Below are 13,654 nucleotides of genomic sequence, written 5' to 3' on the forward strand. Positions count from 1 at the left end.
ATTCGACGATGACGTTCTGGAACCTGTATTTCATCATCAAGCTGGCATTGTTTTCGACGGGCCACCTGAAGCCGCTGTGGTTTGCGAACATCGGCTTTGCGGTCGCGCTCGCGGCAAGCTCGCCGGTGCGCTCGCGTGCGATGCGCGCGTTGCGGCTCGTCGCGGGCCTCGCCATCGGCCTGCCGCTCATGTACCGCGAGGCAAACGTGCCGCCGTTCGCGCGCGTGATCGAGGAGTTCGGGAACCTCGGCACCTTCAGCTTCGGTTACTGGATGGAACTGCTGCCGCGCTTTCTGCCGCCGATGGTGCTCGGCGTCGGGCTGTGCGTCTTCGTCGCGTACCTGATCGTCAACCGCTGGCTGCGCGTCGCGACCTTCGTGATGATCGCGCTCGTCGTGCTGCCCATGTGGCAAGGGGCGAACGCCGTGCTCGCGCGCATGCAGGCGAATCCGCAAGGCGCGGCGGCCGTCGCGGCCGCACAGGCGAACGGTCAGCCCGCGGGCCCGGCCGACTACGAGGCGACGCTCGCCGCGTTCCGCAAGACGGAGGCGCCGCGCCAGGTGGCGTTCGGCCATCTCGCCGCCGATCCCCAGTCGCAATTCGACGTGATCGTGCTGCACATCTGCTCGCTCTCGTGGGATGACCTCGATGTCGCGAAGACGCGCAATCATCCGATGCTGTCGCACTTCGACTATCTGTTCACCGACTTCAGCACGGCGGCGAGCTACAGCGGCCCGGCGGCAATCCGCGTGCTGCGCGCGTCGTGCGGCCAGCAAGCGCACGCGGACCTGTACAAGGACACGCCCGCGCAATGCCATCTGATGGCGGATCTCGCGCAAGCGGGCTTCACGCCGCAGGTCGCGTTCAATCACGACGGCCACTTCGACAACTTCACGCAGGTCGTGAAGGACAACCTCGGCGTGCCCAACGTGCCGTTCATCTCGAATACGTCGGTGCCGGTCGCGATGCACGCGTTCGACGGCTCTCCGATCATGGACGATTACGGGACGCTCGCCCACTGGTATGCGCAGCGCGCGCAGGTGCCGGGGCCGGTCGCGCTGTACTACAACACGATCAGCCTGCACGACGGTAACCGCCTGCCCGACAGCAAGCTGTCGAGCCTGGATTCCTATCCGATTCGCGTGAACAAGCTGATGAGCGACTTCGACCGTTTCGCGGATCTCGTCAGCCAATCGGGCCGGCGCGCGGTGATCGTCTTCGTGCCGGAGCATGGCGCGGCGCTGCGTGGCGACAATAACCAGGTCGCGGGCCTGCGCGAGATTCCGACGCCGAGCGTCGTGCACGGGCCGGTCGGCGTGCGTCTCGTGGGCTTTAACGGCGATCACGGACCGACGACGGTCATCGATCAGCCGACGAGCTTCCTCGCGGTGGCGCAACTGCTGTCGAACCTCGTGTCGAACAGCCCGTTCAAGCCCGGCGTGACGCTGTCGCAATACGCGGCCAGTCTGCCGCAGACGCAGATGATCGGCGAGAACGAAGGGACCGTCGTGATGAAAACGGCGGCGGGCTATGTCGTGAAGACGCCGGACGGCGTATGGGTGGAGCAGAAATGAGCGCGGAGACCGGCACGCTCGACGCTCAGGCGCAGGCGCGCGGCGTGCATGACGTCGCGGCGCTCGCCAGGAAAGTGAGCGGGTTCGATGCCGGGCGCTATTTCGATGCGCAGGCGCAGAATGAATATCACGGCGCGCTCGAGCGCTGGCCCGTGCTTGCGCGGCTCATGGGGCTCGCGCCGCCGTCCGCGGCGCAGAAAGCGCTTGCCCCGCGCGAAGAAGGTACGGCGCGAACACCCGTCCCTTACGCTTCCGAAGCCTGCCCTTGACGGGAACGAGCGACCCGGCAGGGATGAGTCGAACACTGTCCGACGCATGGAACCGGCCTGCGAATTCGGAGAGTCTTTATTCATGCCATCGGCGGCCGTCACCGATCCTCGGGGATGACCTGCCAAAGCGGATCGGGCGACACGGCTATCGCGCCCAAGAACGGGCGGTCGTGCGACAGGATCAGCAACACGGTCGTGGCGAGGCTCGCGCAGAACAGGCCGATCGCGAGGGCGGACGTCAGGCGGTTTTCGCAATGAATCAGGGCGATCGCGAACACGAGGCAGGCGGCGAGAAAACTCAGGCATAGCCACTTGACGCCGCTGACTTCGGAGCGGCTCACCAGAATGCGCTGGCGACGAGCTTCGAGCGCCTGTTCGAGCGACACCGCCACCTGGCGCTGCGCGGTCTGCTGTCCGGGCGTGTTCGCCGGCAGCGAGAGCGTGAACTGCAGCGCCTTGTTCAGTGTGGGCGGGCTGATCTTCAGCGTGGCGGCGCCTTGCGCCATCGACGTCCATTCGATCGTGGCCGTGTACTCGATGTATTCGCGGATCAGCGATCGCAGTCGCATCTGCGCGTCTTCCGGGAAAACGGCGGACAGGACGACCACGGAGCGAAGCGCGCCGGCTTCCGTGTCGACGGCGGCGTTGGCCTGCGCCGTATCGTTCCAGACTTGCGCGGCGGTAAAGGCGATGAGCAGGCCGAAGATGACGCCGATCGGAGAAAGCAGGCCGGGCGAAAGCGCGGTGAACGACCGCCGGTGCCCACTCGCGGCGAGCCGGCGGCCCACGAAGTGGATGCCCGCTCCCACGATGCCGACCGCGCCGAAAACGACGACGGTCATTTGCCATAAGGGAAGGCTATGCAACCAGGTGCTCGTCATCGGGCGCGCTCCGCGGACACACGACGAATGGACGCAGACCTCACGGCGTCCCGGCCAAACAGAAAGCACATTTAATCACAAGCGGGGCCGGCTCGACGCCCGCGCGGCCGACGGCCCGTGCGTCACTCGGCGTCTTCGAACGTGCCCGTGCGCACCTCGCCGTCGCGGACATAGCGGGTGATGAGCACACCGCCGGGCGTCTGCGTCGAATGCGCCAGCGTGAACGCGGACACGTGGGCGTCGTCGCCGAACATGCGCTTGCCGCGTCCCAGCATGACGGGATAGATCAGAAGACAAAGGTGGTCCACGAGGCCGGCCGCGAGCAGTTGACGCACCATGTCGCCGCTACCGAAGGTCAGCAGGTCGGGGCCGTCCTGTCGTTTGAGCGCGCGGACCGCGTCGGCGAGATCGCCTTGCAGCGCGCGACTGTTCTCCCAGTCGAGATCGTCGGGCCGATGCGTGGCGACGTGCTTCGCGACACGGTTGAGCACCTCGGCAATGGTGCGGCTCTTCGAATCGGCCGGGACGTGCGGCCAGTACGACGCGAAGATGTCGTACGTGCAACGTCCGAGCAGCAGGTCGAACGGCTGCGCGAGCAGGCTCTGCACGTGCTCGCCGATGGCTTCGTCGGCGTAGGGCACGATCCAGCCGCCGAGACGGAACTCGCCGCTCGGATCTTCTGTCGGGCCGCCGGGGGCCTGAGTCACGCCATCCAGGCTGATGAAAGCGGAAACGATGAGCTTGCGCATGAACGTTCTCCATGTTCGCGGACGCGATCCGTTTTTATAGACGACGAACGAAGCGCCGGAAATCGACAGGCTATCGGGTCGACGACGCGCAGCCGCGAGATATCGAATCGCGAGCGCTCTTCATCGAGATTCGCCGCGCCGGGTTTTCGCTTTCGACGCGCGGCGAAACACGCTCACGCGCGAGTCAGTGCCCGAGCCCGCTCGCCGCGAGCTGCTGCTCGACGTATTGCGCAAAGAGCAGATGCATGCGCGTCGTCGGGTGAAGATTGTCGGCGAACATGTAGGTCTGGTCCGCATTCGACGAGACGTAGGTCGCCGGTGAGCAGAGCAGCGACGTGTCGTGCGGAGTTCTCGATGCGTCGCAGGCCTGCCCGGTGTTGGACACGGTGAATCCATTGGCCTGATAGTTCCCGATGGTCTGCGTGGTCCATGCGTACGAGTCGATCACGATGACCTTGCCTTGCAGACCGTTGGATTGCAGGGCGGCGTTCAGCGTCGCATTGAAAAGCTGCGACAGTTGCGTGAGGTTGCCACCGCCATCCGACGACTTGATGCCATCGGGCGAAACGCCGATATTCGGCACGTTGACCACCACGACATGCGCGGCTCCGCTCTGCACGATCTTCGCGACGAGTTGCGCGAGCGTGGTCGCCGCGGTCTGCACCGTCGCGTTTGCGGCGGGCGGACTGCCCGCGCGCAGGACGTCGTTCGCGCCGGCCCAGACGAGCACGAGCTGGCCGGAATTGAAACTGCCGTGAGCGGACAGATAGCTCGAGATTTGCTGATTGACCGGCATTTCGACATCGCCGATCACGTCGGTGAGGAATTGATTCTGGTCGGCAGGTGTTGCGACCGTCGATCCGCCTTGCGCGTACCCCAATCCGCTTTGCGGCTTCAATTCGTGCCCGAGGTCGATCGTGAACGCGGCAGTGAGCGTGTCGCCGTAATACTGCGCGACGTCCTGCGTCCAGACCTGGCCCGGATTCGTCGTGAAACGGCCGCCGCCGACCGCGCTCGCGACGGGCGCATACGTGCCGACATCCGACAGGCTGTCGCCGAACGCCACGACCTGCAGCTTGACGCCGCCCGCAGGTGCCGACGAAGTGCTTCCGCCCGAGTCGCTTCCGCCCGAGTCGCTTCCACCGCCGCATGCGGTAAGCAGTGCAATCAGCGCGGCAGAAATTGCGTGACGAATGCCGGGTGTGATTCGGATATGACGCATCGCTCCTCCGTGCCGCCCTTGGCCGGGGCGGGTTTGCCCCTCGGTGGCGGTTCGCCGCGGGCGCGCGTGAGTGGCGGCCTCGACCATCGTTAAGCAAGAAAGATGCGCCACGGGTGCCACGCCGCGCCGACGGAACCGATGCGCGTGCTGTGAGGGCGCTTCGAGCGTTGATGGCTCGCTGAACGGGCGAGCGATTCGGCTACCATTGGCCGACGGCTCGTTCGGATTCCGGCCGCGAGGACGGCAAAGCGGATCCCTGTATCGATCTTGCTGACGACCCCCGCGCGCTGGCGCACCTGCTGCGCCGACTTCGCCTGGCCCATGAGACGGCGCGCACGCGCGAAGCGCTCACTCATGGCGATGTCAGCCCGAAGAACATGCTGCTGGGATCGGCCGGGCCGGTGTTGCTGGACGTGCTGGTCGCGTCGATCGAAGCGGCGGGGTTCGTTCCGGGCGCGGACGTGGGCATCGCTCTGGATATTGCCGCATCGGAGTTCGGCAAAGGCGGGCAGTACACGCTCGGGCTGGACGACGTCCGGTTCGACACCGACGCGATGATCGAAAAATTGTTGAAGTGGATCGAGCGATACCCGATCGTCTCGATGGAAGACCCGCTGTCGGAAGACGATGAAGCGGGCATGATCGCGTTCACGCGCGCGGCGGGAAGCAAGGTGCAGATCGTGGGCGACGACTTTCTCGTTACGCGCGCCGCGCTCGTCGATGAAGCCGCCACGAACGTAAACGCTCGCCGCGCTAGAGGCCGCGCGAAGAAACGGCTATGCGTCGATTGTGTCAGCGAGATCGGGGGAGACCGAGGACGTCACGATAGTCCACCTCGCGACCGGCTGGAACGCGGGGCAGTTGAATGTCGGAGCGTTCTCGCGGGTCGAGCGCATGGCGACGTGGAACGACGGCATTCGTATCGAGGATGGTAGGGATGCGCCGGCGAGGTTTGCTTGTGCGTCGGTGTTGTTTCGAGGCTGAAGGGTTGCGCGTTGCGCGGGCGGGAAGCGCCTTCCATTGCCGAGGCGCATGGCGCAGAACTCCAGGGGCGCCTCGCTCACCGGAAAGGATTCGGACTATTCTGAAAATTGAAGATCCCGTAATATCCACGAGTTTTTAATCGTATGTAATCCTTCGCAAAACATTCGGACCGCGAGATTTCGAAGCATCCTGAAAGAGCATTTTTGGGTAATAATTCCCGGCGCTAAACGGCGCCACTTCAGGGAGCTTCTTTCGCATGTCGATGGTCGTACCGGGTCAGGCATACAGCTTGACCCTCAAGCCGCAACCGGGGCCGATTTCGGTCCTTCGATTCAATGGCCGCGCAGACATCAGCGCGCTGTATGAATATCGAATCGAATTCACGAGCCCCGCTGCCGACATTCCGATGGATGAGGTTGTAGGCAGACCCGCGACGTTCACCATCGAACCTGTCGATCCAGCGCAAGGTTATCTGGAGCAGATGTTCGGGTTGCGCTGGAAAGATTTCAGCAAGATGCCGTTGAAGTACGCGACTCACGGCATTATCCAGCGCTTCGAGAACCTCGGTTCATCGGCCGACGAGACGCGGTATCGTGCCACGCTCGTGCCCAAGATCGCAGATTTGGCGAGAGCGAGGAAGAGCAGGCTGTTTCAGAAACAATCGGTGGTGGAGATCATCACTGACACGTTGCGCCACTACGGCTATCGCTTGGGCGTCGATTTCGATTTCAAGAGCCTGCGCGGCAAATACAAGCGATTCGAATACGTTACTCAGTTTCACGAAACCACATTCGCTTTTATTCAACGGCTCTGCGCTGAATCGGGGATCTGGTTCCGCTTTGAGCAGAAGCACGATCGCACGGTCATCATCTTTGGCGATGATCTGGATGCGTACGCCCGCAAACAACGTGTCGTGCCGTTGCGCTCTCATTCGGGCTTGGAAAGCGCAGGTGCGGAGTCCATTCGGTCTCTACGGACCATCACGCAGCGCGTGCCTGAAGCAATTCAACTGAACGACTATAACCATCGTCAGTCGGATGTGTCGCTATTGGTCGAGCAGAACGCTGCGCCCGGCGACAAGACCACGGATGGTGTGGATAACCACTGGGGCGAGCATTACGAGACGCTGGAAGAAGGTCGCGAAATCGCGCGCCGGCGTCATGAAGAGCATCTGGCCACGCAGATCAGCTACCGGGGCCGGGGCAATCCCTTCTCGCTCGAAGTAGGCGAGGTGATGGGGCTTGACGTGAATCCCAAGGATGCGCCGCACGGGTTGTTCGTCACGTCGATCCGCTGTGGTGGTGGACGTGGCACGTCGTACTGGACGGCGTTCCGTGCGATTCCGGCGGATCGTCGGTGGCGCACGAGCATCGACTCGGTCAAGCAACCGAAGATCGAAGGCATTCTTCCGGCACGAGTCGATTCTCCCGGAAAATACCAATACAGCTGCCTACGACACGCTGAAGACGTACTTGATGCTCGCGCATCCCGAGCACGCCGATGCCGCGTTCCTGAGCACGCAACTGCTGGCGACCAACGCACCGGCGCGTCCTCAGAATGCGTCGATCACGCCCGGCACCTGGGAAGACGTGCGCCAGCATGTGATTGCGTTCTATGCGAGCCACCTGAAGCGCGACGCGACAACTGCAATAACGCCAGACGTCGGACTTGTGGCGTCCGCCCGTCAGACGATCGTCGGGGTGCGGGGCTTGCAGAACTCGACCGATGCGATCTACCAGCAGATCATTGAGGAAGCGAAACCGAAGTACCCACCGATCACGCTGGCGACGCTCCTGGGCGATCACCCGAGCCGCGGCCTCTTCAACACGACGGCCACCGTCGCCGGCGTATTCACCCGCGCCGCATGGGACGAGCGCATCCCGAAAGCAATCGACGAAGCGAGCGAACATCGCACCGTCACAGGCGACTGGGTGTTGTCCGATGCGAAGATCGACAACACAGCGCCCTCTACGCTCAAAGCCGAACTACGCCAACGCTACTTCGATGACTACGCCCGTGCCTGGGCGCAGTTCCTGAACAGCATCCGCTGGCAAAGCACGTCATCGCTGTCGGGCACGGTGGATCAGTTGACGCTGCTGGGCGATCCTCAGCGTTCGCCGCTCGTCGCGCTCATGAACGCAGTCGTCTATCAGGCGAGCGCGGGTGCCTCGACGCAATCGCTGTCGGACAATCTGATCTCGAAGGCCCAGTCATGGGTTGGCAAAGACGAAAAGGATCCGTCCAAGCAGGCGCAGCCGCAACTCGCGCCCCTTGCTGCGGCGTTCGGTCCGATCCTGCGATTGACCGGCGCCGATCTCACCGCGCCCGTGCCCGCGAACGGCAAGACGTCCGTACAGACCGCCGCCTTGGGTGAACTGAGCCTCCCTCGCTATCTGGAACGTGTGACGGCGATGCGCCTGAAGACGCAGCAGATGATGCAGAGCGCCGACCCCGACGCGATGTCGCGCGCCGCCGCCCAGGCGGTGCTGCAAGGCAAGACGTCGGACATCGCCGACAGCCGCGACTACGCGAGCCGTCTGGCGGCCAGCCTCGGCGAGCAATGGTCCGGCTTTGGCAAGCTCTTCGAAGCGCCGCTCGATCAGACATGGCAAGTCGTCGTGCAGCCCGCTTCGTCAAGTCTGAACGACATCTGGCGCACGTCGATTCTGGCGGACTGGAATCGTGCCTTCGGCGGGCGCTATCCATTCGCGAACTCGGACAACGACGCCTCGTTGCCGGACATGGCGCGCTTCATGCGCATCGACAACGGCGTGATTGCAAAGTTCGTCTCGACGCAACTAGCGGGAGTGATCGAACTCCAGGGCGATCACTGGGTGCCCGCACAGGGCGCGAACCAGGGAGCGCTGACACTCGATCCAGCGTTCCTCACGGCGCTCAACACGCTCACGCGTGTCTCAACCGTGCTGTTTCCTACGGGCGACGCCCGCCTACGCTTCGAACTGCGCGGCGTGCCCACGCCGGGCATCACGGACATGAAGCTCGTGGCATCCGGACAACAGCTGCACTACTTCAACCAGATGGAGCAGTGGGTGCCCTTCGAGTGGCCGGGGCAGGCGCTGGACAACAACGCTCAGTTGCAATGGCAAACGGAGGAGGGCGGCCTGCGCTCGACGATGTACGCGCAGGGCCGCTTCGCGCTGATTCGCTTGTTCGAACGCGCGAGGGTGACGCAGCAGGACAACGCGCGTTACGTGCTGTCATGGATGCCCGATCAGGGGCTGAGCCCGCCGCTTTCGGTGCAACTGCGTGCAGAGGCGGACGCAGGGCCGCTGAATGTGCTGCAGTTGCGTCACTTCACCCTGCCCACGCGGATCTTCGTGACGAAGACCGCTGCAGACAAACCAACAGGGCCGACACCTCCGCCTCTGCCGCCGGGCGCGCTCGCCGCCGCGCAAAAGGTCGGCGTGCCCTTGCCGGAGACGAAATGATGTTGGCTGGATTGTTGAAGACGTTGCTCCCGTCGCGCGATGCAGAGCAAATGAACCGTGCGCGACTCGAAGCATGGAGCGGATGGCTCACGCCATTGGCAGGCGATGTCGCTGTCGGCCGCGACCCTGGCTACGAAGACGCCTTTTTCGAGCTGAAGGATGAAGCGGGCAAGCTGTCCGATATCGACGACGTCCTGATCATCCGCTCCTGCGAGCAACTGACCATGGATGTCGGCAAGGATCTGCGCGTCGCGGGTTTCTACGCGTTCGCGCGCCTGCGCCAGGACGGCACGGCCGGTTTCGCCGACGGGCTGGAGCTCGCCGCCGCGCTGATCGATCGTTTCGGCGAAGCGCTTCACCCCGCGCGCGCCGAAGCGAAGAAAGGCGCGCTCGACATGCTCGCGACGACGCGCATCCTCGATCTGCTCGATGCACGCGGCGCATTCGCACCCGCCGATCTGGCGCGCGCGATCGCCGCGCTCGATGTGATCGTCGGGCGCACGAACGCGTGGAACGACGCTGCGCGCCCGAATCTGCAGACGCTCGTCGCGCGTTTCGAGCGTAAGGACGATGCGGTCCAGAGCGCCGAGCCGAGCGCGACCGCTCCCATTCCGGTCAGCTCGACGCTGCCGGCATCGGGCCCGATCGCCTCCACGCGTGATCTGCTGGATCAGGCGCGCACGATGGCCGCCTGGCTGCGCGATCAGGAGAACGGCTATCTGCCATCGGCGCGGCTCGTGCGCGGCATCCGCTGGGACACGCTGCATGAAGTGCCGCCCGCGGACGCCAGCGCACGCACGCGGCTCGTGCCGCCGCGCAGCGAGATCCGCCAGCAATTCAAGCGGCTCGTGCTGCAGAAGCAGTGGAACGAACTGCTCGAACGCGTCGAAGGCGCATTCATGGAAGGCGTCAATCACCTGTGGTTCGACCTTCAATATTTCCAGCACGTGGCGCTGGATAACGTGGGCGCACCTTACGCCGCATGGCGCGATCTGCTGCGCGCCGACTTCGCCCTCTTTCTCGAGCGCTTGCCCGGCATCGAGCGGCTCGCCTTCAACGACGGCACGCCCTTCGCCGACGACACCACCCTCGAATGGATCGCGCGGCACGCAGTCGTGCGCGATCTGGAAGCGGGCGAGAGCGTGGCGACGTTGCCCGTGTCCGCCGATCAGGACGGCGCGACGAGCGACTGGCCCGAGATAGAGGCGCAGGCGCGAGATCTCTCGACGCGCGAGGGCATCGAAGCCGCTTTCGCGTGGCTCGAGGCGCTGCCCGGCATGAAAACGGAGCGCCATCGTTATTTGCAGCGGCTCGTGATGGCGCGCGTCGCGGACAACGCCGGGCGCGTCGATACGGCGCTCGCCCTCCTGACGGAACTCGACATTGCTGCCAACGCGTTGCCGCTCACCCGTTGGGAGCCGGCGCTGATCTTCGAGGTGAAGCAGCAACTGATGCGTGCGCTCAAGGCGCAAGCCACGCGCAAGGACGCCGACAAAACTGCGCTGGCAAATCGTGTCAACGAATTGCGTAACGAACTGACCGTGCTCGACCCGGCGCGCGCCCTGACCTTGTCGTAACAACCCAATGAATAAAGACACATCGATCGACGTCCACAACGACGCGGCTCAACCCGACCCGGTCCTGCGCTACTACGAAGCCGAGATGCGCTACCTGCGAGAAGCGGGCCGCGAATTCGCGCGCGCGCATCCGGACCGTGCACGCATGCTCAATCTCGATCGCGTCGGCGACCGCGATCCGTATGTCGAGCGCCTCTATGAAGGGTTTGCATTTCTGACCGGGCGGCTTCAGCAAAAGCTCGACGACGAATTGCCCGAACTCACCGAAGGCCTCGTGAGCCTTTTGTGGCCGCACTACCTGCGGATGATTCCATCGCTTTCGATCGTGGAGTTGAGTCCGCTCGGCGAGAAACATCAACGCACCGAGCACGTGCCGGCGGGCGTCGCGGTGCGCTCCGCGCCGATTCCTGTCGGCAAGGATTCGAGCGACGGCTCGTCCGCGAAGACCGTGCAGTGTCTGTATCGCACGACGCAGCCGGTCGATCTGCATCCGTTGCGGCTGTTGCGCGCAGGACCGTCGGTGCGCCACGATGGCCGCTCGGTGATTCGCCTGGCCTTCGAGCTGGACCATTCGGCCAATCGCAAGGAAACGGATCTCTCGCGCCTGCGCCTGCACCTGAGCGCGGATCTGCCGACGGCGTTTGCCATGCATCTCGCGCTCACGCGTCAGGTGCACGCGATCGAATGGCGCATCCCCGAAGTGCGCGATGGTGAAGCGCTGCCGCTGGCTGGCGTGACGATCGAACCGGCGGGTTTCGCGCCCGGCGAACGCCTGTGGCCCAAGTCCGATGCCGCGTTCTCCGGCTATCAACTGCTGCTCGAATATTTCACGTTCCGCGAGAAGTTCCTGTTCGTCGATCTGTGCGGGCTCGACCTCGACGCGCTTCCCGAGAATTCGACGCACTTCGAACTGGAGATCGTGCTCGACCAGACGTATCCTTCCGATCAGCGCTTCAGCAAGGACAACGTCAGGCTCTTTTGCACGCCGGTCATCAATCTGTTCGAACTGGATGCTGAGCCGGTCGTGATCGATTATCACGAGACCGAGTATCGCGTGGTGCCGGCAGGGCATCAGGGCGAGCACGTCGAAACCTATTCGGTCGATGCGGTCGAAGCGTTCGATCACCTCACCTCCGAGCGATACGAGTACGTGCCGTTCGCAACCTTCCGGCATCGCGGCGGCATGTTGCGGCACGAATCGCCCGAACGGTATTTCCATACACGCGTGCGCCCGGGCATGGATGGACTGCACGAGACGTGGCTGATCCTCGGCGGCAACGCATGGGAAGCCATGGACGACTTGCCCGAGGAAAGCGTGTCATTGAGAGTAACCGGCACGAACGGCATGTTGCCGCGCAAGGGTATGCGCGAAGCGCGCCTCGACGAGCTCGCGGAAAGCACGCCGAACGTGGCAGGCGTGAGGAACCTCATCGCGCCGACGCTGCCGCTGTATCCGCCCACGGGCGACCGCTTCCAGTGGCGCGTGCTCTCGCATCTGGCGCCGAACTTCCTGTCGATGATGAACGCGGAAGTGCTGCGCGGCGCCCTCGCGCTTTACGACTGGACCAATGACGAGCTCAATCGACGGCGTCTGGAGGGCATCCTGCACGTGTCGGAAGAGTTGCTCGAAGAGGTCACGGGCGGGGCGGTGGAGCGCGGCGTGCTGATCGAAGTAACGCTCGACTCGCAAGCGTTCTCGGGCGAAGGCGACGTGATGCTCTTCGGCGAACTGCTGCATCGCTTCTTCGAGCTGTACGCCGAGGTCAATCTGTTCACGAAGCTCGCGATCGTGAGCCTGCCGACGCAGGCGCGCATCGTTTGGCCGCGCAGCAAGACGCATCGGGTGCCGCTATGAAGCCGCGCGTTATTCCCGACGTCGAGCCCCTGGTCGCGGCGCTCCTTGCGCGCGCCCCGCGCATGAACTTCATGCAGTTGTGCAGGCTGCTCGAAGCACGCGCGCCGGATCAGCCGGGCTTCGGCCAGCGTGACACGCCCGAACACGAGCCAGTGCGATTCCGGCCACGCCCACGGATGGGTTTCCCGGCGGGCGAGATCGCAGGCGTCGAGTTCGACGACAGCGACGACGACTACAGCGCCCCCTTGCCGCCGACCGTGCGCACGACCTTCATGGGTCTATACGGCGTGGACGCGGTGATGCCCACGCACTACCTCGACGATATCGTCCAGCGCGAGGAAGGACACGAAGCGGTCGAAGCGTTTCTCGATCAGTTCAATCACCGCATCGTCACGCTGCTGTACCGCGCGTGGAAGAAGTATCGCTATCCCGAGACGTTCCGCCACGGCGGCGCGGATGCGCATTCGCGCAATCTGCTGTGTCTGGCGGGCCTCGGATGGGGTAACAAGCCCGCAAGATCGGGCTTGCCCGATGCGCGCGCGCTGGCGCTGCTCGGGTTGATGATCCAGCGCACGCGTACACCGGAGGGACTGGCGGGCGTGGTGGCGTTGGGCGCGCCGGGCATCGATGTGCGTGTCGATGAATTCTGGCCGGTGGCCAGGCGCGCGGGCAAGGCGCAGCCGTTGACGGCGAAACGCTCGAACGAAAGCGACAAGCGAGGCGGTCTCGGCGGTGCCTACGTCCTCGGCAAGCGTCTGCCTTATCGCAGCCGCGCGGTGCGCGTAACGCTCGCCCCGCAAGACGCGCAGCAGGCGCGGGACTTGTTGCCCGGCGCATGGCTGCATCGCGATGTCATGGCGCTGCTCAAGCTCTATATCGGCACCAAGGCGGACGTTCATCTGCGTATGCAGATGTCGTCGCGCTTCGCGCCGGAACCGGCGGTGGGCAAGCAGCGGACCGAAGTCGCGCCGCGTCTCGGCTGGACGGTCGTGCTGCCCGCGCAGCAAGAGCGCGTCATCACAGTGGAACTGGGCGTGTGCGAGGCGTTTCCGTCGCCGCAGCACAATCCGTATCTGCAACATCGCGCCGCCTGA

8 protein-coding genes and 4 pseudogenes are annotated in these 13,654 nt (G+C 64.3%); 9 read left to right on the forward strand and 3 right to left on the reverse strand.

Annotated features, from left to right (window positions below; translation table 11 throughout):
- Positions 1-8 precede the first annotated feature (8 nt).
- Positions 9-1,574 carry a cellulose biosynthesis protein BcsG gene (gene bcsG, locus NCR38_RS25970; RefSeq protein ID WP_061116253.1) on the forward strand — a complete coding sequence of 522 codons (1,566 nt, stop codon included), beginning with the start codon at positions 9-11 and terminating at the stop codon, positions 1,572-1,574.
- A pseudogene (gene bcsR, locus NCR38_RS25975) lies at positions 1,571-1,753 on the forward strand (BcsR/BcsP family cellulose biosynthesis protein); the annotation flags it as partial. The gene bcsG and the pseudogene bcsR, both read left to right, overlap by 4 nt.
- A gap of 188 nt (positions 1,754-1,941) precedes the next feature.
- Here bcsR and NCR38_RS25980 read toward each other — a convergent pair.
- From NCR38_RS25980 to NCR38_RS25990, 3 genes are all read right to left on the reverse strand, one after another.
- Positions 1,942-2,724: a DUF4239 domain-containing protein gene (locus NCR38_RS25980; RefSeq protein ID WP_061116254.1), complete on the reverse strand. Its 783-nt coding sequence runs from the start codon at positions 2,722-2,724 to the stop codon at positions 1,942-1,944.
- A 122-nt stretch (positions 2,725-2,846) separates the two neighbouring features.
- On the reverse strand, positions 2,847-3,473 hold the full coding sequence (locus tag NCR38_RS25985; protein WP_061116255.1) for a dihydrofolate reductase family protein: 627 nt from the start codon (positions 3,471-3,473) through the stop codon (positions 2,847-2,849).
- Between the two features lie 184 nt (positions 3,474-3,657).
- Complete coding sequence (locus tag NCR38_RS25990) at positions 3,658-4,695, reverse strand: SGNH/GDSL hydrolase family protein (protein ID WP_250477791.1); 1,038 nt, start codon at positions 4,693-4,695, stop codon at positions 3,658-3,660.
- Positions 4,696-5,072: 377 nt separating this feature from the next.
- On the opposite strand from NCR38_RS25990, the pseudogene NCR38_RS25995 reads away from it, so the two are divergent.
- The 7 genes and pseudogenes from NCR38_RS25995 to tssG all read left to right on the forward strand — a co-directional run.
- A pseudogene (locus NCR38_RS25995) lies at positions 5,073-5,369 on the forward strand (phosphopyruvate hydratase); the annotation flags it as partial.
- Positions 5,370-5,484: 115 nt separating this feature from the next.
- Positions 5,485-5,679 carry a hypothetical protein gene (locus NCR38_RS26000; protein ID WP_250477792.1) on the forward strand — a complete coding sequence of 65 codons (195 nt, stop codon included), beginning with the start codon at positions 5,485-5,487 and terminating at the stop codon, positions 5,677-5,679.
- A gap of 256 nt (positions 5,680-5,935) precedes the next feature.
- Positions 5,936-7,132, forward strand: a pseudogene (locus NCR38_RS26005) (type VI secretion system Vgr family protein); the annotation flags it as partial.
- Positions 7,125-9,128: pseudogene (locus NCR38_RS26010) on the forward strand (ImcF-related family protein); the annotation flags it as partial. The pseudogenes NCR38_RS26005 and NCR38_RS26010, both read left to right, overlap by 8 nt.
- On the forward strand, positions 9,125-10,705 hold the full coding sequence (gene tssA, locus NCR38_RS26015; protein ID WP_061116262.1) for a type VI secretion system protein TssA: 1,581 nt from the start codon (positions 9,125-9,127) through the stop codon (positions 10,703-10,705). The pseudogene NCR38_RS26010 and the gene tssA, both read left to right, overlap by 4 nt.
- A 7-nt stretch (positions 10,706-10,712) precedes the next feature.
- The gene (tssF, locus tag NCR38_RS26020; RefSeq protein ID WP_250477793.1) at positions 10,713-12,560 is read left to right on the forward strand and encodes a type VI secretion system baseplate subunit TssF; all 1,848 of its coding nucleotides are present in this window, start codon (positions 10,713-10,715) and stop codon (positions 12,558-12,560) included.
- Complete coding sequence (tssG, locus tag NCR38_RS26025) at positions 12,557-13,654, forward strand: type VI secretion system baseplate subunit TssG (protein ID WP_250477794.1); 1,098 nt, start codon at positions 12,557-12,559, stop codon at positions 13,652-13,654. Before tssF ends, tssG begins: the two co-directional genes overlap by 4 nt.

The sequence above is a fragment of the Caballeronia sp. INML1 genome, assembly GCF_023631085.1.
Lineage (GTDB): Bacteria > Pseudomonadota > Gammaproteobacteria > Burkholderiales > Burkholderiaceae > Caballeronia > Caballeronia turbans.

Excerpts from the sequence above, each read along its gene's own strand:
- bcsG (WP_061116253.1), top strand. The coding sequence starts at position 9 with ATGACGTTCTGGAACCTGTATTTCATCATCAAGCTGGCATTGTTTTCG.
- NCR38_RS25980 (WP_061116254.1), bottom strand. The coding sequence starts at position 2,724 with ATGACGAGCACCTGGTTGCATAGCCTTCCCTTATGGCAAATGACCGTC.
- NCR38_RS25985 (WP_061116255.1), bottom strand. The coding sequence starts at position 3,473 with ATGCGCAAGCTCATCGTTTCCGCTTTCATCAGCCTGGATGGCGTGACT.
- NCR38_RS25990 (WP_250477791.1), bottom strand. The coding sequence starts at position 4,695 with ATGCGTCATATCCGAATCACACCCGGCATTCGTCACGCAATTTCTGCC.
- tssA (WP_061116262.1), top strand. The coding sequence starts at position 9,125 with ATGATGTTGGCTGGATTGTTGAAGACGTTGCTCCCGTCGCGCGATGCA.
- tssF (WP_250477793.1), top strand. The coding sequence starts at position 10,713 with ATGAATAAAGACACATCGATCGACGTCCACAACGACGCGGCTCAACCC.
- tssG (WP_250477794.1), top strand. The coding sequence starts at position 12,557 with ATGAAGCCGCGCGTTATTCCCGACGTCGAGCCCCTGGTCGCGGCGCTC.